Below are 20,448 nucleotides of genomic sequence, written 5' to 3'. Positions count from 1 at the left end.
GCTGAGGTAGTAGGCATGACCGACGAATGGAAGGCACCACGCGCATCGGGCGCCGAAGGCCCTGACGACAGAAGCTGGAAACTCTTAGAAAAGACCCTGTTGGCCGGTGTCCAGGAACAGCGGCGGTCGCGGCGTTGGGGGATCTTCTTCAAGTTGCTGACCTTTGTGTATCTGTTCGTGGCATTGCTCGTGTTCACTCCGTTGATGAGCATCGAGAAGAGCGCCACCCGTGGTGGCAGCTACACCGCGGTAATCGATGTGGCCGGGGTGATCGCGGACAAGGAATCTGCCAGTGCGGACAATATCGTCGGCAGTCTGCGCACCGCTTTCGACGATCCGAAGGTCAAGGGCATCGTGCTGCGAATCAACAGTCCGGGTGGCAGCCCGGTGCAGTCCGGGTATGTCTATGACGAGATCCGCCGTCTGCGGGCCTTGCACAAGGACACCAAGGTCTATGCGGTGATTTCCGATCTTGGAGCTTCGGGCGCTTACTACATCGCCAGTGCTGCTGATCAGATTTATGCCGACAAGGCCAGCCTCGTGGGGTCCATCGGCGTCACTGCAGCTGGATATGGCTTTGTCGGGACCATGGAGAAGCTGGGGGTCGAGCGTCGTACCTATACCTCTGGTGAGCACAAGTCGTTCCTTGACCCCTTCCAGCCGCAAAAGCCCGAGGAGACGCAGTTCTGGCAGGGTGTGCTGGACACCACTCATCGCCAGTTCATCGCCAGCGTCAAGCAGGGGCGTGGCGAGCGGTTGAAGGACAAGGAGCACCCCGAGCTGTTTTCCGGCCTGGTGTGGTCCGGCGAGCAGGCGTTGCAGTTGGGATTGATTGACGGGCTGGGCAATACCAGTTCGGTTGCGCGTGACGTGATCGGAGAGAAGGAAGTGGTGGACTTCACCGTCCAGGAGTCGCCCTTCGATCGCTTCTCGAAGAAGCTTGGCGCCAGCGTCGCCGAGCAGATCGCCATGTGGATGGGCTTCCAGGGGCCGACCTTGCGTTGAGCCTCTGGCGTCCAATGAAAGCCGGCCTTATGGCCGGCTTTTTCGTGGTCTCAAGGTATGTCCACGCCTTCGACCAGCAGCATGTCCACCAGGCGGATAAGTGGCAGTCCGACCAGGCTGGTGGCGTCGCTGCCGTCAGTGCTTTTGAACAGGCTGACCCCGAGGCCCTCGGCCTTGAAGCTGCCGGCGCAATCGAAGGGGCGCTCGGCATTCAGATAGCGCTCGATGCGCTGGTCGTCCAGGGTGCGCATGTGCACTGTGAAGGGAATGCAGTCGACCTGGCATTGGCCAGTCTGGTTGTTGAGCAGGGCCAGGCCGGTGAGGAAGGTCACGCTGGCGCCGCTGGCGTCCAGCAGTTGCTGGCGGGCCTTGTCGAAGGTGTGGGGCTTGCCGATGATTCGTTCGCCCAATACTGCGACTTGATCCGAGCCGATGATCAGGTGGCCTGGGTGGCTGGGGGCGAGGGCACGAGCCTTTTCCTCGGCCAGGCGTTTGACCAGTTCCACGGCGCTTTCGCCTGGGCGATGGCTTTCGTCTATGTCGGGGGAGCTGCAGGTGAATGGCAGTTGCAGGCGGGACAGTAATTCCCGGCGGTAGGTCGAGCTTGAGGCGAGTAGTAAAGGCAGCATGCGCATCTCCTGGGCGGGCCGGGAATTCTAGCGGGGCGGGCAAGTGACGGACAGGGCTGAATTTCCTTTGACATGGCTGGGGGCATCCCTATAATGCTGCGCCTATGTTGAATGACCCGATTCCACCTCACGTTGACCCGCGCAAATTGGCTGACCGTGGTACCACCCTCCAGGGGGAAGTGCTGCTGGCCGATTTGGAGAGACTCTGCGACCCGCTTGCCGACGATGTCGGTACGGTGCAGGCTAAATTCGTTTTCGAGCGTGACGAGCGTAAAGCTGTAGTTATCCACAGCTCCATCGACGTCGAAGTCAAAATGGTTTGCCAGCGTTGTCTTGAGCTGGTCACCCTGCCGATCCACAGCGAATGCAGTTACGCGGTGGTGAAGGAGGGTGCGAATACCCAGTCGTTGCCGAAAGGTTATGACGTGCTGGAACTGGGCGAAGATCCTTTGGATCTGCAGGCGTTGATCGAGGATGAGCTGTTGCTCGCCTTGCCCATCGTGCCTGCTCATCATCCGGAAGAATGCCAGCAGCCGGCGGGGCTCGATGAGCCCGAACCGAGCGAGGACGAGGTAACGCGGTCCAACCCGTTCAGTGTATTGGCGCAGTTAAAGCGTGACCCAAACGTTTAGGAGTTAATCAATTATGGCTGTTCAGCAGAACAAAAAATCCCGCTCTGCCCGTGACATGCGTCGTTCCCACGATGCTCTCGAGGCTAGCACCCTGTCCGTAGAAAAGACCACCGGTGAAGTTCACCTGCGTCACCACGTATCGCCAGAAGGCGTATACCGTGGTCGTAAAGTGATCGACAAGGGCGCTGACGAGTAATCCTTGTCCGCTCAAGTCATCGCGATTGACGCAATGGGCGGGGACTTCGGTCCCCGCAGCATTGTTCAGGCCAGTATTGCGTGCCTGTCTGCTACCCCCTCGCTGCACCTGACCCTGGTGGGTCAACCCTCCCTCCTTGAAGAACTGATTTCCAGCCATTCGGCCGTGGATCGCGCGCGCCTGTCGATCGCCCCTGCGAGCGAGGTGATCACCATGGACGAAAAGCCTTCCCAGGCCTTGCGCGGCAAGCCTGATTCTTCGATGCGGGTGGCGCTTGAGCTGTTGCGCGAGGAAAAGGTCCAGGCTTGTGTCAGTGCCGGTAATACCGGGGCGCTCATGGCGCTGTCGCGTTACGTACTCAAGACCTTGCCCGGTATTGATCGCCCGGCAATGGTGGCTGCCATTCCCACCCAGCGCGGCTACTGTCAGTTGCTCGACCTGGGGGCCAACGTCGATTGCAGTGCCGAGCATTTGCTGCAGTTCGCCATCATGGGTTCGGTTGCGGCGGAGAGCCTGGGCATCGCTCGTCCCCGGGTGGCCTTGCTGAACATCGGCACCGAAGACATCAAGGGCAATCAGCAGGTCAAGCTGGCGGCGAATCTCCTGCAGCAGGCCCGGGGCTTGAACTACATCGGCTTTGTCGAGGGAGACGGTCTGTATCGTGGCGAAGCGGACGTGGTGGTGTGTGACGGCTTCGTTGGCAATATCCTGCTCAAGTCCAGTGAAGGCCTGGCGACCATGATCGCGTCCCGCATCGAGGCGCTGTTCAAGCAGGGCATGCTTTCTCGGGCGGTAGGGGCCTTGGCCTTGCCTTTGATGCGGCGACTGCAGGCGGACCTGGCGCCGGCCCGGCACAATGGCGCGAGCTTCCTGGGTTTACAGGGGATCGTGGTCAAGAGCCATGGCTCGGCGGGAGTTCAGGGCTTCCAGAGTGCGATTCAGCGCGCGCTGATCGAGATCCAGGAAGATCTGCCGCGACGCTTGCACGGGCGCCTCGAAGACCTGCTGCCTTAGGCATTTTCCCGGCGGGATGCTTAAATGTGACCGCTCGGTACGATTGGCCATCCAACTGTCAGTTTCTTGCGTCCACTACGGTGTGACGTCAATTCTCCGACGACAAGATCATTAGGGGCTCGTTACATGTCTGCATCCCTCGCATTCGTCTTTCCAGGACAGGGCTCGCAGTCCCTCGGCATGTTGGCCGAGCTGGGCGCGCAGTACCCGTTGATCCTCGATACTTTCAAGGAAGCCTCCGATGCCCTGGGCTACGATCTCTGGGCCCTGACCCAGGAAGGTCCGGCGGAGCTGCTGAATCAGACCGACAAGACTCAACCCGCGATTCTCACCGCGTCCATCGCTCTGTGGCGCCTGTGGCTGGCCGAGGGCGGTGCGCGCCCGGCATTCGTTGCCGGCCACAGCCTGGGCGAGTACAGCGCCCTGGTCGCTGCCGGCAGCCTGACCCTGGCCGAGGCGGTCAAGCTGGTGGAACGTCGTGGCCAGCTGATGCAGGAAGCGGTGCCGGCAGGGCAGGGCGCCATGGCGGCGGTCCTTGGCCTGGACGATGCCGACGTGGTGGCTGCCTGTGAAGAGGCGGCGCAAGGTGAAGTGGTCAGCGCGGTGAACTATAACTCCCCGGGCCAGGTGGTGATCGCCGGTGCCAAGGCTGCCGTGGACCGTGCCATCGAAGGTTGCAAGGCCCGCGGTGCCAAGCGTGCCATGCCGTTGCCGGTCAGCGTGCCATCCCACTGCGAGCTGATGCGCCCTGCGGCCGAGCGTTTTGCCGAGTCGATCGCCGCGATCGATTGGCAGGCTCCGCAGATCCCTCTGGTGCAGAACGTCAGCGCTGCGGTGGCGGTTGACCTGGATAGCCTCAAGCGCGATCTGCTGGAGCAGCTGTACAAGCCTGTACGTTGGGTCGAATCGGTGCAAACCCTGGCCGCCAGCGGTGCTACCGAGCTGGTTGAGTGCGGTCCGGGCAAGGTCCTGGCTGGCCTCAACAAGCGCTGCGCCGAAGGCGTTTCGACCTCTAACCTGAATACCCCGGATGCTTTCGCTGCCGCCCGCGCAGCGTTGGCCTGAACTAGGAGAAGCTTGCATGAGTCTGCAAGGTAAAGTTGCACTGGTGACCGGCGCCAGCCGTGGGATCGGCCAGGCCATCGCCCTCGAGCTGGGGCGCATGGGTGCCATCGTGGTGGGTACCGCCACTTCCGCCTCGGGTGCCGAGCGTATCGCTGCCACCCTCAAGGAAAACGGCGTTCAAGGCACTGGCCTGGAACTCAATGTCACCAGCGACGAGTCCGTGGCTGCGGTCCTGGCCAGCATCACCGAGCAGTTCGGTGCGCCGGCGATCCTGGTGAACAACGCCGGTATCACCCGCGACAACCTGATGATGCGCATGAAAGATGACGAGTGGTACGACGTGGTCGATACCAACCTCAATAGCCTGTATCGCCTGTCCAAGGGCGTCCTGCGCGGCATGACCAAGGCTCGTTGGGGTCGAATTATCAATATTGGCTCGGTTGTGGGTGCCATGGGCAACGCAGGCCAAGTAAACTACGCCGCCGCCAAGGCCGGCCTCGAAGGTTTCAGCCGTGCCCTGGCGCGGGAAGTAGGTTCGCGGTCGATCACTGTGAACTCGGTCGCTCCTGGTTTCATCGATACCGATATGACCCGCGAGCTGCCGGAAGCACAGCGTGAAGCCCTGCAGGCACAGATTCCGCTGGGCCGTCTGGGCCAGGCCCAAGAGATCGCGCAAGTGGTCGCTTTCCTGGCATCCGACGGTGCGGCATACGTTACTGGGGCTACAATCCCGGTCAACGGCGGGATGTACATGTGAGGCAGATGTGACGGATTGCTTCAAAAAAGTGTCATACGAGCTGTCTAAAATCCGTTATAAAGCTGCAATCTATTTATAGGCAGATGGCCAAAGGGTTGAGTGGTAAAGCTTTCGGTTGAAAAGCTGAAAAGCCTTTCTATACACTTACCCACTGGCCAGCTGCCTGAATTTGTCCATTAGGAGTGAAAACAAGGTATGAGCACCATCGAAGAGCGCGTCAAGAAAATCGTTGCTGAGCAACTGGGCGTTAAAGAAGAAGAAGTTGTTAACACCGCTTCCTTCGTTGAAGACCTGGGTGCCGACTCCCTTGACACCGTTGAGCTGGTGATGGCTCTGGAAGAGGAATTCGAGACCGAAATCCCTGACGAAGAAGCTGAGAAGATCACTACCGTTCAAGCAGCTATCGACTACGTTAACAGCCACCAGGCTTAATCGTTTGTAGTCGTATTTTGCTGTCATGGAAAAACCGCACTGCCGTCACGGCGTGCGGTTTTTTCTTTAGGCCTGATGCAAAGAGTGTCGTCATTAGAAAAAGGAGAGTGCTGTGTCGCGTAGACGCGTCGTAGTCACCGGTATGGGTATGTTGTCGCCGCTGGGTACGGATGTACCGACTAGCTGGCAGGGCATTCTGGCTGGCCAAAGTGGCATCGGTCTGATCGAGCACACCGACCTTTCTGCCTATTCCACCCGTTTTGGCGGCTCGGTAAAAGGCTTCAATGTCGAGGAATACCTGTCGGCCAAAGAGGCCCGCAAGCTCGACCTGTTCATTCAATACGGCCTGGCGGCCGGTTTCCAGGCAGTACGCAATGCCGGCCTGGAAGTCACCGATGCCAACCGTGATCGCATCGGCGTGGCCATGGGCTCGGGTATTGGCGGTCTGACCAATATCGAAGAAACCAGCCGCACCCTGCACGACTCCGGCCCGCGACGGATTTCTCCGTTCTTCGTGCCCGGTTCGATCATCAACATGATTTCCGGTTTCCTGTCCATTCACCTTGGGCTCCAGGGACCGAACTACGCCATTTCCACGGCGTGCACCACGGGCACCCACTGCATCGGCATGGCTGCGCGCAACATTGCCTACGGCGAAGCCGACGTGATGATTGCCGGTGGCGCCGAGATGGCCGCTTGCGGCCTGGGCATGGGTGGTTTTGGCGCCTCCCGTGCGCTGTCGACCCGCAACGACGAACCGACCCGCGCCAGCCGGCCGTGGGACAAGGGGCGTGATGGCTTCGTGCTGTCCGATGGTTCCGGCGCCCTGGTCCTGGAAGAGCTGGAGCATGCCAAGGCGCGTGGTGCCACCATCTATGCCGAGCTGATCGGTTTTGGCATGAGCGGCGACGCCTACCACATGACTTCGCCACCCGCCGATGGCGCCGGTGCTGCCCGTTGCATCGCCAATGCCTTGCGCGACGCGAAGATCAATGCCGACCAGGTGCAGTACATCAATGCCCATGGCACTTCGACGCCAGCTGGCGACCTGGCGGAAGCCGAAGCGATCAAGAGTGTGTTCGGCGACCACGCCTACAAGCTCGCGGTCAGCTCCACCAAATCCATGACTGGCCACCTGTTGGGCGCCGCTGGGGCGATCGAGGCGATCTTCAGCGTGCTGGCGATCAACAGCCAGGTCGCGCCACCCACCATCAACCTGGATGAGCCCGATGAAGGCTGCGACCTGGATTTCGTGCCGCACACTGCGCGCAGCATGGATATCGATGTCGTGCTGTCCAACTCCTTCGGTTTTGGCGGTACCAACGGCTCCCTGGTATTCCGTCGGTTTTCCGAGTGATGCACAGCTGGGTCGACGGTCGTCCGGCTGACGCTCTGTCGCTCAAGGACCGTGGCCTGGCCTACGGCGATGGTCTGTTCGAGACCATCGCCGTCAGATCCGGCAAGCCGCTGCTGCTCGAGCGGCACTTGCAGCGCCTGGCCGAAGGCTGTCGGCGCTTGGCCCTGGTGACGGATCCGGAGCTGGTGCGCAGCGAAGTGCTGGCCTACGCCCAAGCCCTGGACGAAGGGGTGCTCAAGCTGATCCTGACCCGGGGCGATAGCCTGCGCGGCTACGCGGCCGATCCTGCGGCGCCGGCGCGGCGGATCCTCCAGGGTGGCGCCTTGCCGGCCTACCCGGCGGCCCATGCCGCACAAGGCATTCGGCTGTTTCCTTGTGCCACGCGCCTGTCCGAGCAGCCCTTGCTGGCTGGTCTCAAGCACCTCAACCGCCTGGAGCAGGTCCTGGCCCGTGCCGAATGGCGCGATAGCGAGCATGCCGAAGGCCTGATGCTCGATGGCGCCGGGCGCGTGATCGAGGGCGTGTTCAGCAATCTGTTCCTGGTCGCTGGAGGGCAGCTGCTGACGTCGGACCTGAGCCGTTGTGGCGTGGCCGGGGTGATGCGCGGCGAAATCCTTGCCCAGGCCCAGCTGCAAGGCATTCCCGTGGCGATCACCGACATCAGTCTCGAGCAGTTGCGGCAGGCTGATGAAGTCTTCGTGTGCAACAGCGTCTATGGCATCTGGCCGGTACTGTGCTGCGCCGGGATGCGCTGGTCGGCGGGACCGCTCACCCGTAAACTGCAGGGCATTACCCGCGCACTACTGGATGCTTGATTCGTGAGACGTAAATTACTGCTCCTGCTGGAAACCGGACTGGTCCTGGCAGGGCTGCTGCTGGGTGTCAGTGCCTGGAAACTGAACTCGGCCCTGGAGCAACCGTTGAACCTGAGTCAGGAACAACTGCTCGATGTTCCCGCCGGCTCCACCCCCACCGGAACCTTCAATCGCCTGCAAGCCGACGGTGTGATCCAGGATGCTTTCTGGCTGCGCCTGTATTGGCGTTTCAACCTGCCGGGCCAGCCCCTGCACAGTGGTGAGTACCGCATGACCCCGGGCATGACTGCCCAGGGCCTGATCGGTGCCTGGCAGCGCGGCGAGGTGGTGCAATACAGCCTGACCCTGGTGGAGGGCTGGAACTTCCGCCAGGTCCGCAATGCCCTGGCCAAGAGCGACAAGTTGCAACAAACCCTGGCCGGCCTCAGCGACGCCCAGGTGATGGAAAAACTCGGCCACGGTGGGGTGTTTCCCGAGGGGCGGTTCTTTCCCGATACCTATCGCTTCGTCCGGGGCATGAGCGATGCCGAGCTCCTGGCCAAGGCCTACGACCGCCTGGACAGCGTGCTGGCCAAGGAGTGGGACAAGCGCGCCGAGGATGTTCCCTATGCCGACCCCTACCAGGCGCTGATCATGGCCTCCCTGGTGGAGAAGGAAACCGGCGTGCCCCAGGAACGTGGGCAGATTGCCGGTGTGTTCGTGCGCCGGATGCAGATCGGCATGCTGCTGCAGACCGATCCCACAGTGATCTACGGCCTGGGTGAGCGCTACACCGGCAAGTTGACCCGGGCTCACCTGAAGGAAGCGACGCCCTACAACACCTATGTGAACGCCGGCCTGCCACCGACGCCGATTGCCATGGTGGGGCGCGAGGCGATCCACGCCGCGCTCAACCCGGTGCCGGGCAAGAGCCTGTACTTCGTCGCTCGCGGAGATGGCAGCCATGTGTTCTCCGATGACCTGGACGCTCACAACAGCGCCGTGCGCGAGTTCCAAATCAAGCGCCGTGCCGACTATCGTTCCAGTCCGGCTCCGGCCTCCAGCCCGACGGCTCCCGAGGCGCCGAGCCCGAGCGCCGCGCCGGAGCAGGCACCGTCCGAGGTTGAGCCGACTCCAACGGCGCCAGCGGCCGTTCCTGCCGAGCCTGGGCAAACGCCGAAAAGCCCGCAATGAATTTGATCAAGGACTGCCCGTGACTGGTTTGTTTATTACCCTGGAAGGCCCGGAAGGCGCCGGCAAGAGCACCAACCGCGAGTACCTCGCCGAGCGCCTGCGCGCAGCGGGCATCGAGGTGGTGCTGACCCGCGAACCGGGTGGCACGCCCCTGGCCGAGCGGATTCGCGAGGTGCTGTTGACTCCGGCCGACGAGATCATGAATGCCGACACCGAGCTGTTGCTGGTATTCGCTGCCCGGGCCCAGCACCTGGCAACGGTGATCCGCCCGGCGCTGGAGCGCGGTGCAGTGGTGCTCTGCGATCGCTTCACCGATTCGACCTATGCCTACCAGGGCGCCGGCCGCGGCTTGAGCCTGGCACGGATCGAGGCCCTGGAAGACTTCGTCCAGGGCCCGCTGCGCCCGGACCTGACCCTGGTCTTCGACCTGCCGGTGGAAGTTGGCCTGGCGCGTGCCAGTGCCCGCGGTCGACTGGATCGTTTCGAGCAGGAAGGCCGCGAGTTCTTCCAGAAGGTTCGCCAAGCCTTCCTCAAGCGTGCCCAAGCCGCTCCCGAGCGTTATTTCCTGGTGGATGCGTCCCAGCCCCTGGCCGAGGTCCAGCGCTCCCTGGATGGCTTGCTGCCGCAGTTGCTGGAGCGCGCCCGTGGCTGACGTCTTCCCCTGGCAGGATGGCCTTTGGCAGCAACTGGCGGGGCGTACCCAGCATGCCCATGCCTACCTCCTGCATGGCCCGGCGGGTATCGGCAAGCGGGCCCTGGCCGAGCGCCTGATGGCCCGGCTGCTGTGCCAGCGCCCGGAGGGCCTGGAGGCCTGTGGCCAATGCAAGTCTTGCCTGCTGTTGCAGGCCGGCAGCCATCCGGACAACTACATCCTGGAGCCCGAGGAAGCTGACAAGCCGATCAAGGTCGACCAGGTTCGCGACCTGGTGAGCTTCGTGGTCCAGACCGCGCAGTTGGGCGGGCGCAAGGTGGTGCTGATCGAGCCGGTGGAGGCGATGAACATCAATGCCGCCAACGCCCTCTTGAAGAGCCTCGAGGAACCTTCCGGGGACACCGTGCTGTTGCTGGTCAGCCACCAGCCCAGCCGATTGCTGCCGACCATCAAGAGCCGCTGCGTGCAGCAGGCGTGCCCGTTGCCCAGCGAGGTCATGAGCATGCACTGGCTGGCCGCTGCCTTGCCCGAATGCAGCGACGAGGAGCGGGTAGAGTTGCTGGCCCTGGCCGCCGGTTCGCCCCTGGCCGCCGTCAGCCTGCACACCCAGGGCGCGCGCGAGCAGCGGGCGCAGGTGGTGGAAGGGGTGAAGAAGCTGCTCAAGCAGCAGCAATCGCCGACCCAGCTGGCCGAGTCCTGGAACGCCGTGCCGTTGTTGTTGCTGTTCGACTGGTTCTGCGACTGGTCGAACCTGATCCTGCGCTATCAACTGACCCAGGATGAGCAAGGCCTGGGGCTGGCGGACATGCGCAAGGTGGTGCAGTACCTGGCGCAGAAGTCCGCCCAGGCCAAGGTGCTGGCCATGCAGGACTGGATCCTGGCCCAGCGGCAGAAGGTGCTGAACAAGGCCAACCTCAACCGGGTGCTGCTGCTCGAGGCGCTGCTGGTGCAATGGGCGGCGTTGCCTACCCAGAACTGACGCCCGGCGCCTAGAATCAGTTCTTTCCCTGGTCGGATGCAGTCATCCGGCCTTTTCATTTATCGGATGCAAGTTGTCGCCCCTATGCTCGTAGATTCCCATTGCCACCTTGATCGCCTCGACCTGGCCGCCCATGACGGCTCCCTGGATGCCGCGCTGGCGGCGGCCCGCGAGCGCGGCGTCGGACACTTCCTGTGCATCGGTGTCAGCGCCGACAATGCCGCGGACGTGAAGGCCCTGGCCGATCGTTATGACGATGTCGACTGTTCGGTAGGGGTGCATCCTTTGGATGTGCAGCCTGGGGCCGCGCCGGCGCTGGACTGGCTGCTGGACGAACTGAACCATCCACGGGTGGTGGCCATCGGCGAGACCGGCCTGGACTATCACTACGAGCCCGAGGCGGCCGAGCTGCAGCAGGCGTCCTTCCGCCTGCATCTGCAGGCGGCCCGGCAGACCGGCAAGCCGGTGGTGGTGCATACCCGTGGCGCGCGGGCCGATACCCTGGCCTTGCTGCGTGAAGCGGCGCTACCCAATGCCGGGGTCTTGCACTGCTTCACCGAGGACTGGGACATGGCCAAGGCGGCCCTGGACCTGGGGTTCTATATTTCCCTGTCGGGGATCGTCACCTTTCGCAATGCCGACGCCTTGCGTGATGTGGCCCGGCAAGTACCGGCCGATCGGTTGCTGGTGGAAACCGATTCCCCCTACCTGGCGCCGATTCCCTATCGCGGCAAACCCAACCTGCCGCAGTACGTGCGTGAAGTGGCGGAGTTCCTGGCGATGTTGCGCGGCGAGTCCTACGAGGCCTTTGCCGCACAGACCACGGCGAACTTCAAGCGGCTGTTCCCCCTGGCGCGGGTCAAGGAGCAGGCCTGATCCTGCCCTGGCCTGGAGGAATTCCAGGCAAAAAAAACCCGGGTTCTGGGGGGTGAATCCGGGTTAAGACCATTAGGAGTAAAACTTAGGCGCGCGGTCCTTCGGCACCTAGATCGGCGTTTCACTTGGGGGAGATGTCCCGCCGACAGTTCAAGTATTGATCAGGATCGGGTTCAGTCCAGTTTGCCTTGTCCGTTTCTTAAACAAATTTGGAATACGGGCGCTTCGCTTGAGATCTCACTTTTGGCGCAAGCCGGATCTTGCTCGATAATTTGCCGAAATTTGCTGGATATCCCTCGGTTTTCCACGAAATAATCCCTCCTCGCCTTTTGTCTTGAGCATCACTGGGCATAGGCTGTTCCCCTGTTGGGCATCGATGCTGTTGATGTAATCGGCTTGTGGCCAGGGCAGGGCATGCGGTCGTGGCTGATTGAGAACGCGACTCGTTGCCTGGTTTTCGTCAAGGACCAGCCCTGGCCAGGGGGTGGCGGTTCCCGTTGCGGGGGAACTGGGGCTTGGTGGTCTGTTCCGGGGCTTGGAGTTGCCTGGTGTTTTTTCCTGGAACCGGTTGCCGACCCCGTATTCATGGCCTATACCGGCTTTTCCAGGCCTCCCGGGGCGCTGGCGGTGAGTTGGGTTTTATGCCTGAAGCAGCAGCAACGATGGATGATCCGTGCATTTTGGCGCAAGTTAGGCATAATACGCGGCTTCGATTTTGACCCCGAACAGATCTTTTCTTATGCAGAAAGAACCTCGTAAGGTCCGTGAGTTTCGCCGCCGCGAGCAAGAAATTCTCGATACCGCGCTCAAGCTGTTCCTCGAACAAGGTGAAGACAGCGTCACTGTCGAGATGATTGCGGATGCAGTGGGTATCGGCAAAGGGACCATCTACAAGCATTTCAAGTCCAAGGCGGAGATCTACCTGCGCCTGATGCTCGATTACGAGCGTGACCTGAACGAGTTGCTGCACTCTGCCGATGTCGACAAGGACAAGGAAGCCCTGTCCCGGGCCTACTTCGAGTTCCGCATGCGTGACCCGCAGCGCTATCGGCTGTTCGACCGCCTGGAAGAAAAGGTGGTCAAGGGCAACCAGGTACCGGAGATGGTCGAGGAGCTGCACAAGATCCGTGCTTCCAACTTCGAGCGCCTGACCCTGCTGATCAAGGGCCGCATCAGCGAAGGCAAGCTGGAAGACGTACCGCCGTACTTCCACTACTGCGCTTCCTGGGCATTGGTGCATGGCGCGGTGGCGCTGTATCACTCGCCGTTCTGGAGCAATGTCCTGGAAGATCAGGAAGGCTTCTTCCAGTTCCTGATGGACATCGGCGTGCGCATGGGCAACAAGCGCAAGCGCGACCCCGACACCTCCGGCAGCTGAGCCCGCCCGCCTTGGGATTGCGCCATCAGGACCTGTATGGCGCAGTGCCCGAGGAATATACTCAGGCATGGGACTTGTCAAAACCTGATTTTTGAGTCAGGTTTTGCGCGCCTTTCCCTTCCTTCGCCGGAGTCATCCATGATCGTTGACCGTCAAGGCAGGCGCTTTCGCAATCTGCGGATCAGCCTGACGTCAGCCTGCAATTACGCCTGTACCTACTGCGTGCCCAACGGCAAGCGGCTGGTGGCCGCCCGGGACGAGTTGTCGGCCGAGGCGATGGCCCGCGGCGTGGCCTACCTGATCGAGGCGGCGGGCATCGAGCGCCTGCGTATCACCGGTGGCGAACCCCTGGTCAGTCCCAAGCTGGAAGCCTTCATGGGCGCGGTGGGGCGCATGGGCCTGGAAGACATCAGCCTGACCACCAATGGCCAGCTACTGGCCCGCAAGCTGCCGCTGCTGGTGGATGCCGGTATCCGCCGTATCAACGTTTCCCTCGACACCCTGGACGCCGCGGCCTTTCGCGGTATCGCCCGTGGCGGCGACCTGGCCACGGTGCTCGACGGCCTGGGGCAGGCGCGGGCCGCGGGATTGAAGATCAAGGTCAACATGGTGCCGTTGCGCGGGCAGAACCTGGACCAGGTCATGCCGTTGCTCGATTACTGCCTCGAGCAGGGGTATGAGCTGCGCTTCATCGAGTTGATGCGCATGGGCCACCTGGCCAGCGACAACAACGCCTTCCTGCAGCAATTCGTCAGCCTGCGGCAATTGCTGGACCTGATCGGCCAGCGCTACGAGTACCTCCAGGCCGACGCGCCGGTGGATGCCACGGCCGTGCGCTACCAGATTCCCGGCCTTGGCCACTTCGGCGTGATCGCCAACGAAAGCGTGCCGTTCTGCCGGACCTGCTCGCGCCTGCGGCTGTCGTCCACCGGCTGGTTGCACGGTTGCCTGTCGTCGAGCAATCGCCACTATGTCGGCGACCTGCTGGACAAGCCACGGCACCAGGCCCTGCCAGCCTTGCAAGGGCTGCTGGTCAAGGCCCTGGGCGACAAGCAGGATGTGGCCTTCTCAGGTGGTGCCACGGTGATGAAGATCATCGGTGGTTGATCCTCTTGCGCAAACGCTGCCCTGCAAGTGCGGAGCTGGCGCGGAAGCTGCATCTCGTGGCCATTCGCCGGTTTTCCGTCACCGGCTCTTGGAGGGGTAGGATGCGTAGCCTGGTTTTGCTGCTGGCCTTTTTGGCGCTCGGCGGCTGCATGAATGTCAGTGATATGGGCGAAGGGGTGCGCTACCACCTGAGCGACGCGGGTGTGCTCGATCACAGCGATACCCGTCGCACCAGCTCGTTCCGCATTCAGCCTGATTCGTACATTTTCATCGCCCAGGGGCATTTCGTGCCGCCTGGCAATGCCTATCCACGGCCCAACGTAGTGGCCGAAGAGGCTTTCAACGGTTTCGTCGAGTATTTCCCCATGGTTCGCCGGGCTCGCGCTCCGGAAGGTCTCAACGAGGCCATGGCCGAGGCCCGCAGCCAGGGTGCGCACTACCTGCTCTATGCGCGTTTCGCCAAGGCCGACGATCGCATCGGCAACTCCGATGAGTGGCTGGACCAGGAAGCAGTGGACCGTCTTGGCATCGACACCAGCACCATCCAGATCATGTTGATCGAAACCAGCACCCAGTATCTGATCGATTCGGCGCGGATTCGCAGTCGCGGCGGTTTACTGACGTTCCACGATAACAAGCCACAAGACTTGCTCGGCCCGCCCTTGCAGCAATACGCTCGTAGCCTGTTGGGTCTGAGCGACTGATTGACGAGGAGGGTGGCATGAGTGGTCCAGGCAAAGCCAATGATCTGCTGGCGCAGATTCCCACGGCCGAAAAAGGCCTGCCACCGGTCCATTCATGGAACCCCGATTTCTGCGGCGATATCGACATGCGTATCGCCCGCGACGGCACCTGGTACTACCTGGGCACTCCCATCGGCCGCAAGCCCATGGTCAAGTTGTTCTCCACCATCATCCGCCGCGATGGCGACGACTATTTCCTCGTCACTCCGGTGGAGAAGGTGGGGATCAAGGTCGACGATGCGCCCTTCGTCGCCGTGACCCTCCAGGTGCAAGGGCAGGGTGAAGACCAGGTGCTGCGCTTTGCCACCAATGTCGATGAACAGGTGTGTGCCGGCAACCAGCACCCGCTGCGGGTGGCCATCGATCCCCGGACCCAGGAGCCGGCGCCATATATCCTGGTTCGACACAATCTGGAGGCGCTGATCCACCGCAACGTCTTCTACCAGTTGGTGGACCTGGCGCAGACCCGCATCCTCGATGGCCAGAGCTGGCTCGGGGTGTGGAGTGACGGAGTGTTCTTCCCCATCGGCCAGGAGCCCTAGCCCTCCGGGATCCGTTCCAGGTTGCCAGCCGTTGCAGGCTCGCCGGGAAATGAACGGGCGCAAGCCGCCCGGTCGCCTCGGGGACGTTTCGAACTGTTGTAAGAAGATATTTCTTGCTCTTCCTCGGACGTTTCATGTATCAAGCCGGACATGATCAAACATGTCCGATTCGATAAGAAAAAAAGGGTGGTCGACGAACTGATCCGGCGCATTGAAAGCGGTCTGATGGAAGACGGCTCTCAACTGCCGGGCGAGCATCGCCTGGCCGAGGAATTCGGTGTCAGTCGCGGCACCTTGCGCGAGGCCCTGGCCGAGCTCAAGCGTCGCAACTACATCGCCACGCAAAGCGGGGTCGGTTCCATCGTCACCTTCGATGGTGTCGCCCTGGACCAGAACCACGGTTGGGCCCAGGCGCTGGCCGACAGCGGGGCGCTGATCAATACCGAGGTGCTGCGCCTGGAGGCGATCTGCCGCCCGGATCTCAAGCATCGCCTGGGTACCGATCAGTTCATCGCCCTGGATCGGCGCCGGCGCAGCACCGATGGCCGGGTATTGTCCCTGGAGCGTTCGCTGATCCCCGCATCCGGCGGACTGGAAGGCCTGCCCCGGGTCGGCCTGATCGATGATTCCCTGACCATAACCCTGGCTGCCTACGGCTATATCGGCGAGCGTGGCGACCAGTGGATCGGCGCCGAGCCGCTGAGCGTCGAAGATGCCGAACTGCTGGGGCGGGCCACTGGAGAGGTGTTCCTCAAGGCCCTGCGCACGACTTACGACCGCCAGGGGCGTTTCATGGAGCAGGTCGAGAGCCTGCTGGATCCGCAGCATTTCCGCATGCACCTGCAATTTGGAGAGTCCCAGTGAGCCCGCTGCAGCGGGCACTTGGCGCTTTTTATGGACTGGCCCTGGGCGACGCCCTGGGCATGCCCACCCAATCCCTGAGTCGTGAGCAGATCCTGCAGCGCTTCGGGACCATCCATACCCTGGAGGACGCCGGCCCGGACCAGCCGATCGCCGCCAACATGCCCAGGGGCTCGATCACCGACGACACCGAGCAAGCCATCCTGGTCGGCCAGTTGCTGGTCCGCGGCCACGGGCGGATCGCCCCCCAGGAGCTGGCCCAGAGCCTGATCGACTGGGAAGCGGCGATGCAGGCCAGGGGCTCCCAGGACCTGCTCGGCCCTTCCACCAAGCACGCTATCGAAATGATCCTCGCCGGCCACTCGGTGGAGGAGGCGGGGCGCTACGGCACCACCAATGGCGCGGCCATGCGGATCACCCCGGTGGGCATCGCCAGCGACGTGGCGGCGCCCGAGGCATTCATCCGGGCGGTGGTCCAGGCCTGCCAGGTGACCCACAACACCAGCCTGGGCATCGCCAGTGCCGCCGCTGTAGCGGCAGTGGTCTCCGCTGGTATCAATGGTGCGTCCCTGGGCGACGCCCTGGCCCTGGGCCGGCAGATCGCCAACCAGGCCGAGGTGCAGGGGCACTGGGTGGCCGGCGCGAGCATGGCGGCCCGGCTGCAATGGGCCGCGACCCTGGGGGTGGCTGGCGACAAGGCCGGATTCGCCCAGACCCTGTATGAACTGGTCGGTACCTCGGTGGCTTCCCAAGAGTCGGTGGTGGCCAGCTTCGCCCTGGCCGGGCAAGTGGCGCAGGGCCGGTTGGAGCCGTTCGAGGCCCTGTGCATGGCGGCCAGCCTGGGCGGCGATACCGATACCATCGCGGCCATCCTGGGCGCCATGCTCGGTGCCTGCCAGGGCTTGCAGTGCTGGCCTGGCGAGCTGATCGCCCTGTTGCGGCAAGTCAATGGGCTGGACCTGCAGCCTCTGGTAGAACAACTGCTGGCCCTGCGCTGAGTCGCCGGGCTTGTTGCTGCATCGTCGGCAAGCTGCCGATCGTCAGGGAAAGCCCGGTGCCTGCCAGACCACGCAGGCGCCGGATATGGCCGGGAATGCCGGGACGTTCAACGACTTCCGAAATTGCCTGACACCACAACAATGGCAAGGAGCGTCAAACATGAGTTCATCGACAGGCGGGCAGGGTGCCGGGCAACTGGAGACCCGGGGTATCGAGCCGGTTCCCGAGGCGGAGTGCAACGGTCATCCGCTGCAACTGTTCTGGGTCTGGTTCGCGGCCAACATCAGCATCCTGGGCTTGCCCCTGGGGGCGACGCTGGTGGCTTTTCGCGGGTTGTCGATCTGGCAGGTGCTGTTGGTGGCGATCCTCGGGTCGGTGGGGTCGTTCGCGGTGGTCGGCCTCATCTCCGTGGCCGGCCGGCGGGGACGGGCGCCAAGTCTGACCCTGTCCCGGGCCATCTTCGGTGTGCGTGGCAACATCGGCCCGACCCTGGTGTCGATGCTGTCCCGGGTGGGCTGGGAAACGGTCAATACCACCACCGCGGCCTTCGTCCTGCTGTCCCTGAGCTCGATCCTCTTCCAGACCCCGGCCTCGGCCAAGGACGCACCGCTGCTGACCTTGCTGTTCATTGCCATCTTCGTCCTGCTGACCCTGAGCGTGTCCGGCCTGGGCCATGCCACCTTGCTGCTGATCCAGAAGTGGGCGACCTACGGCTTCGGTGCGTTGAACGTGCTGGTGGGCGGTTTTCTCTGTGCCACCATCGACTGGACGGCGGTGTTCAACGCCTCGCCGGCGCCCATGAGCGCGATGATCATCGGCATTGGCACCATGGCCGCCGGCACCGGGATCGGCTGGGCCAGCTCCGGCGCGGACATGTCGCGCTACCAGCAGCGCTCGGTCACTGCCGGCCGCCTGGTGGCCTCGGCGGCCTTTGGCGCCGGCATCCCGTTGGTGCTGCTGATCACCCTGGGCGGGCTGCTATCGGTGGGCAATGACCACCTGGCGTCGGCGGTGGATCCGATCATCGCCATCCGTGACATGCTGCCGACCTGGATGGCGGTGCCGTACCTGGTCGCCGCTTTTGGCGGGTTGCTGCTGTCCAACAACCTGTCGGTGTATTCCGCCGGCCTCACTGCGCTGACCCTGGGCCTCAAGGTCAAGCGCGTCTATGCGGTGCTGGTGGACATCGTGGCGATCTTCATCGGCTCGATCTATTTCATGCTGATCGCCGACAGCTTCTATGGCCCCTTCATCAGTTTCATTTCCCTGCTGGCGGTACCCATCACCGCCTGGGTGGGGATCTTCGTGATGGATCTGGTCCACCGTCACTACTACAGCGCCGCCGACTTGCTGGATGTCAGCCCCACCAGTGCCTACTGGTACCAGGGCGGCATCGAGTGGCGGGCGTTTGGCGCCTGGGTGCTGGCCATCGTCCTGGGGTTCTGTTTCACCAGCATCGGCACCACCGCCGAGGATGTCTGGTTCACCGGGCCGCTGGCTGATTCCTGGCTGGGCCAGAACGGCCTGGGCTGGGTCATCACCTTCCTGGTCGCCGGTGGCGGTTATGGGCTCCTGGGCGGGGCTCGCGATCGACGCGCCGCTTTCATCGAGCAGGCCAATGCCTAGGTTGCTGCACAGCGGCCAGGCCATCGTCGACCTGGTCATGGACGTGCCCGGCCTGCCGTCACCAGGCGGCGATGTGCTGGCCAGGTCGGCGAACTTCGAGGCCGGTGGCGGTTTCAATGTCATGGTGGCGGCGGCGCGCAGCGGTATGCCGGTGGTCTATCTCGGCCGTCATGGCCAGGGTCGCTTCGGCGACCTGGTACGCGCGGCGATGCAGGCCGAAGGCATTCGCCTGAGCCTGGCTTGCAGTCCCGGTGCCGACACTGGTGTGTGCGTGGCGCTGACCGATGACAGTGCCGAACGCACCTTCATTTCCCATATCGGCGCCGAGGGCGAGCTGTCGGCCGAGGACCTGGCCCAGGTAACAGTGACAGCCACAGACTACTTGTACGTCAGTGGCTATAGCCTGTTGCAGGCGCACAAGGCCCAAGCCCTGCTCGACTGGTTGCTGGAGCTACCGGCCACGCTGCCGCTGATGTTCGACCCGGGGCCGCTACTGGCTTTGGTGGAACCGGCGCTGCTGGCGGCCTTGCTGCCCCGGGTGAATATCTGGAGCAGCAATCGCGCCGAGGCCCTGCAGTTCACCGCTAGCCAGGACATCGCCGAGGCCATGCTGCGGCTGGCCCCGCAACTGGCCCGCGAGGCATTGATGGTGCTGCGCGACGGTGCCCAGGGCTGCTGGCTCAACCAGCAGGGCGAGGCGGTGCGGGTACCTGGATTCGCAGTCGAGGCGGTGGACAGCAACGGTGCCGGGGATGCCCACGCCGGGGTGTTCATCGCCGCGCTGGCCGCTGGTCTCGCACCCCTGGCCGCCGCGCGCCGGGCCAATGCGGCGGCGGCCCTGGCGGTGACGCGCCGGGGGCCGGCCACCGCTCCTCGCAGCGCCGAGGTGGATGTGCTGCTGCGGGCCGGTTGAAGGCTTCAGCCGGCCTTGCGCAGGGCCTCGATCAACTCCTGCTTGCGCATCCGCGAGCGTCCCGCAATGTTCTTCACCCGCGCTTCCTGGAGCAGGCTGTCCTTGCTCTGGGTGGACAGCGACGCCTTGCTGTTACGCGGATGGCCCTCGCGGCTCGCGGCTGCGCGCCGGGCTGAGTCGCTGCGGGCCCGGGCCTTGTCCGCCGGGTGCTTGTCCCTGCCGGAGCCTCCGGCCCGCTCGCCACCGCCGGACTGCTTGTTGACCGTGGCCCAGGCCCTGGCTTCGGCCTCTTCCGGGGGCAGGCCGCGTTCTTCATAGCTGGCCTCGATGGCCGCCGCCTTGCGGCGCTGGGCCAGGGTGTACTTGGCTTTGCTTCCTCGAGTCATGGCATCTTTCCTCTTGGATCCTGGCAAGCAGGACTGGCTGGATGACAGCGCGAATGGCCCGTTACTGATTGCTACCTTCGGAGCCCGAGCCGCCGGTGGTGGTCTTGGAGCCGGTACCGCTCTTGCCGTTGTCCGGCGTCCCGGAGTCCAGGGTGCCGGCGCCGCCCTGGCGGCCGTTGTCGTTGCCCTGGATCCGTGGATCGGTGCCGGTGGCTGGTGGCAACGAGCCCTCGTCCATGGTCGGCGGGTTGATGTTGATCTTCGGTGAGCCTTGGGTGGCTGGGGACTTGGGGCCTTCCACGGGGTTGGTG

At 63.3% G+C, this 20,448-nt stretch carries 24 protein-coding genes; 21 read left to right on the top strand and 3 right to left on the bottom strand.

Annotated elements, in window-relative coordinates:
* Positions 1 to 15 precede the first annotated feature (15 nt).
* Positions 16 to 1,005, top strand: coding sequence for a signal peptide peptidase SppA (gene sppA / locus AC3WK8_RS28830; protein WP_103326503.1), 990 nt, complete (start codon positions 16 to 18; stop codon positions 1,003 to 1,005).
* A gap of 50 nt (positions 1,006 to 1,055) precedes the next feature.
* Here sppA and AC3WK8_RS28825 read toward each other — a convergent pair whose 3' ends face one another.
* A complete protein-coding gene (locus AC3WK8_RS28825) occupies positions 1,056 to 1,634 on the bottom strand; it encodes a Maf family protein (protein ID WP_022643168.1) in 579 nt (192 codons plus the stop codon).
* A 104-nt stretch (positions 1,635 to 1,738) separates the two neighbouring features.
* Here AC3WK8_RS28825 and AC3WK8_RS28820 point away from each other — a divergent pair, with 104 nt between their 5' ends.
* From AC3WK8_RS28820 to AC3WK8_RS28725, 20 genes are all read left to right on the top strand, one after another.
* Positions 1,739 to 2,266: a YceD family protein gene (locus AC3WK8_RS28820; RefSeq protein ID WP_053135801.1), complete on the top strand. Its 528-nt coding sequence runs from the start codon at positions 1,739 to 1,741 to the stop codon at positions 2,264 to 2,266.
* A gap of 13 nt (positions 2,267 to 2,279) precedes the next feature.
* Entirely contained in the window at positions 2,280 to 2,462 is a 183-nt protein-coding gene (rpmF, locus tag AC3WK8_RS28815) for a 50S ribosomal protein L32 (RefSeq protein WP_003179396.1), read from the top strand.
* 3 nt (positions 2,463 to 2,465) lie between these two features.
* The gene (gene plsX, locus AC3WK8_RS28810) at positions 2,466 to 3,476 is read left to right on the top strand and encodes a phosphate acyltransferase PlsX (protein ID WP_085066058.1); all 1,011 of its coding nucleotides are present in this window, start codon (positions 2,466 to 2,468) and stop codon (positions 3,474 to 3,476) included.
* A gap of 126 nt (positions 3,477 to 3,602) precedes the next feature.
* Entirely contained in the window at positions 3,603 to 4,541 is a 939-nt protein-coding gene (fabD, locus tag AC3WK8_RS28805) for an ACP S-malonyltransferase (RefSeq protein ID WP_085597194.1), read from the top strand.
* Between the two features lie 16 nt (positions 4,542 to 4,557).
* A complete protein-coding gene (fabG, locus tag AC3WK8_RS28800; RefSeq protein ID WP_022643173.1) occupies positions 4,558 to 5,298 on the top strand; it encodes a 3-oxoacyl-ACP reductase FabG in 741 nt (246 codons plus the stop codon).
* Positions 5,299 to 5,493: 195 nt separating this feature from the next.
* On the top strand, positions 5,494 to 5,730 hold the full coding sequence (gene acpP, locus AC3WK8_RS28795; RefSeq protein ID WP_004884578.1) for an acyl carrier protein: 237 nt from the start codon (positions 5,494 to 5,496) through the stop codon (positions 5,728 to 5,730).
* A gap of 112 nt (positions 5,731 to 5,842) precedes the next feature.
* Complete coding sequence (gene fabF / locus AC3WK8_RS28790) at positions 5,843 to 7,087, top strand: beta-ketoacyl-ACP synthase II (protein WP_031321260.1); 1,245 nt, start codon at positions 5,843 to 5,845, stop codon at positions 7,085 to 7,087.
* Entirely contained in the window at positions 7,087 to 7,902 is an 816-nt protein-coding gene (pabC, locus tag AC3WK8_RS28785) for an aminodeoxychorismate lyase (protein ID WP_103326502.1), read from the top strand. Before fabF ends, pabC begins: the two co-directional genes overlap by 1 nt.
* 3 nt (positions 7,903 to 7,905) lie before the next feature.
* The gene (gene mltG / locus AC3WK8_RS28780) at positions 7,906 to 9,075 is read left to right on the top strand and encodes an endolytic transglycosylase MltG (protein WP_103326501.1); all 1,170 of its coding nucleotides are present in this window, start codon (positions 7,906 to 7,908) and stop codon (positions 9,073 to 9,075) included.
* Between the two features lie 19 nt (positions 9,076 to 9,094).
* Positions 9,095 to 9,727, top strand: a complete 633-nt coding sequence (gene tmk, locus AC3WK8_RS28775) for a dTMP kinase (protein ID WP_053135813.1) — start codon at positions 9,095 to 9,097, stop codon at positions 9,725 to 9,727.
* Positions 9,720 to 10,706, top strand: coding sequence for a DNA polymerase III subunit delta' (locus AC3WK8_RS28770; RefSeq protein ID WP_103326500.1), 987 nt, complete (start codon positions 9,720 to 9,722; stop codon positions 10,704 to 10,706). Before tmk ends, AC3WK8_RS28770 begins: the two co-directional genes overlap by 8 nt.
* 84 nt (positions 10,707 to 10,790) lie before the next feature.
* Positions 10,791 to 11,582 carry a TatD family hydrolase gene (locus AC3WK8_RS28765; RefSeq protein WP_103326499.1) on the top strand — a complete coding sequence of 264 codons (792 nt, stop codon included), beginning with the start codon at positions 10,791 to 10,793 and terminating at the stop codon, positions 11,580 to 11,582.
* Positions 11,583 to 12,321: 739 nt separating this feature from the next.
* On the top strand, positions 12,322 to 12,960 hold the full coding sequence (locus tag AC3WK8_RS28760; protein ID WP_085597189.1) for a TetR/AcrR family transcriptional regulator: 639 nt from the start codon (positions 12,322 to 12,324) through the stop codon (positions 12,958 to 12,960).
* Between the two features lie 138 nt (positions 12,961 to 13,098).
* Entirely contained in the window at positions 13,099 to 14,067 is a 969-nt protein-coding gene (locus AC3WK8_RS28755) for a GTP 3',8-cyclase MoaA (RefSeq protein ID WP_103326498.1), read from the top strand.
* 101 nt (positions 14,068 to 14,168) lie between these two features.
* Positions 14,169 to 14,771: a DUF4823 domain-containing protein gene (locus AC3WK8_RS28750; RefSeq protein ID WP_022643181.1), complete on the top strand. Its 603-nt coding sequence runs from the start codon at positions 14,169 to 14,171 to the stop codon at positions 14,769 to 14,771.
* 17 nt (positions 14,772 to 14,788) lie between these two features.
* Positions 14,789 to 15,352: a DUF1285 domain-containing protein gene (locus AC3WK8_RS28745; RefSeq protein WP_103326497.1), complete on the top strand. Its 564-nt coding sequence runs from the start codon at positions 14,789 to 14,791 to the stop codon at positions 15,350 to 15,352.
* Between the two features lie 150 nt (positions 15,353 to 15,502).
* A complete protein-coding gene (locus tag AC3WK8_RS28740) occupies positions 15,503 to 16,216 on the top strand; it encodes a GntR family transcriptional regulator (RefSeq protein ID WP_031321263.1) in 714 nt (237 codons plus the stop codon).
* Entirely contained in the window at positions 16,213 to 17,211 is a 999-nt protein-coding gene (locus tag AC3WK8_RS28735) for an ADP-ribosylglycohydrolase family protein (RefSeq protein ID WP_085597186.1), read from the top strand. Before AC3WK8_RS28740 ends, AC3WK8_RS28735 begins: the two co-directional genes overlap by 4 nt.
* Before the next feature lie 160 nt (positions 17,212 to 17,371).
* A complete protein-coding gene (locus AC3WK8_RS28730) occupies positions 17,372 to 18,838 on the top strand; it encodes a purine-cytosine permease family protein (RefSeq protein ID WP_085597185.1) in 1,467 nt (488 codons plus the stop codon).
* Positions 18,831 to 19,751 (top strand): PfkB family carbohydrate kinase, encoded by a 921-nt coding sequence (locus tag AC3WK8_RS28725; RefSeq protein ID WP_103326496.1) that lies wholly within the window; start codon positions 18,831 to 18,833, stop codon positions 19,749 to 19,751. Before AC3WK8_RS28730 ends, AC3WK8_RS28725 begins: the two co-directional genes overlap by 8 nt.
* A 5-nt stretch (positions 19,752 to 19,756) precedes the next feature.
* On the opposite strand, the gene AC3WK8_RS28720 is transcribed toward AC3WK8_RS28725, so the two are convergent.
* Entirely contained in the window at positions 19,757 to 20,137 is a 381-nt protein-coding gene (locus AC3WK8_RS28720) for a Rho termination factor N-terminal domain-containing protein (RefSeq protein ID WP_085597177.1), read from the bottom strand.
* A gap of 61 nt (positions 20,138 to 20,198) precedes the next feature.
* The coding region (locus AC3WK8_RS28715) for a hypothetical protein (protein ID WP_103326495.1) at positions 20,199 to 20,448 on the bottom strand (250 nt) is incomplete at its 5' end.

This window comes from Pseudomonas sp. FW507-12TSA, assembly GCF_058781435.1.
The sequence above is the reverse complement of the archived record's forward strand: the minus strand, read 5'-3'. Positions and strand labels throughout refer to the sequence as shown.

Excerpts from the sequence above, each read along its gene's own strand:
- AC3WK8_RS28820 (WP_053135801.1), top strand. The coding sequence starts at position 1,739 with ATGTTGAATGACCCGATTCCACCTCACGTTGACCCGCGCAAATTGGCT.
- AC3WK8_RS28750 (WP_022643181.1), top strand. The coding sequence starts at position 14,169 with ATGCGTAGCCTGGTTTTGCTGCTGGCCTTTTTGGCGCTCGGCGGCTGC.
- AC3WK8_RS28740 (WP_031321263.1), top strand. The coding sequence starts at position 15,503 with ATGATCAAACATGTCCGATTCGATAAGAAAAAAAGGGTGGTCGACGAA.
- AC3WK8_RS28825 (WP_022643168.1), bottom strand. The coding sequence starts at position 1,634 with ATGCTGCCTTTACTACTCGCCTCAAGCTCGACCTACCGCCGGGAATTA.
- AC3WK8_RS28745 (WP_103326497.1), top strand. The coding sequence starts at position 14,789 with ATGAGTGGTCCAGGCAAAGCCAATGATCTGCTGGCGCAGATTCCCACG.
- fabD (WP_085597194.1), top strand. The coding sequence starts at position 3,603 with ATGTCTGCATCCCTCGCATTCGTCTTTCCAGGACAGGGCTCGCAGTCC.
- sppA (WP_103326503.1), top strand. The coding sequence starts at position 16 with ATGACCGACGAATGGAAGGCACCACGCGCATCGGGCGCCGAAGGCCCT.
- acpP (WP_004884578.1), top strand. The coding sequence starts at position 5,494 with ATGAGCACCATCGAAGAGCGCGTCAAGAAAATCGTTGCTGAGCAACTG.
- AC3WK8_RS28720 (WP_085597177.1), bottom strand. The coding sequence starts at position 20,137 with ATGACTCGAGGAAGCAAAGCCAAGTACACCCTGGCCCAGCGCCGCAAG.
- AC3WK8_RS28760 (WP_085597189.1), top strand. The coding sequence starts at position 12,322 with ATGCAGAAAGAACCTCGTAAGGTCCGTGAGTTTCGCCGCCGCGAGCAA.
- AC3WK8_RS28765 (WP_103326499.1), top strand. The coding sequence starts at position 10,791 with ATGCTCGTAGATTCCCATTGCCACCTTGATCGCCTCGACCTGGCCGCC.
- AC3WK8_RS28755 (WP_103326498.1), top strand. The coding sequence starts at position 13,099 with ATGATCGTTGACCGTCAAGGCAGGCGCTTTCGCAATCTGCGGATCAGC.
- rpmF (WP_003179396.1), top strand. The coding sequence starts at position 2,280 with ATGGCTGTTCAGCAGAACAAAAAATCCCGCTCTGCCCGTGACATGCGT.
- AC3WK8_RS28730 (WP_085597185.1), top strand. The coding sequence starts at position 17,372 with ATGAGTTCATCGACAGGCGGGCAGGGTGCCGGGCAACTGGAGACCCGG.
- pabC (WP_103326502.1), top strand. The coding sequence starts at position 7,087 with ATGCACAGCTGGGTCGACGGTCGTCCGGCTGACGCTCTGTCGCTCAAG.
- fabG (WP_022643173.1), top strand. The coding sequence starts at position 4,558 with ATGAGTCTGCAAGGTAAAGTTGCACTGGTGACCGGCGCCAGCCGTGGG.
- AC3WK8_RS28725 (WP_103326496.1), top strand. The coding sequence starts at position 18,831 with ATGCCTAGGTTGCTGCACAGCGGCCAGGCCATCGTCGACCTGGTCATG.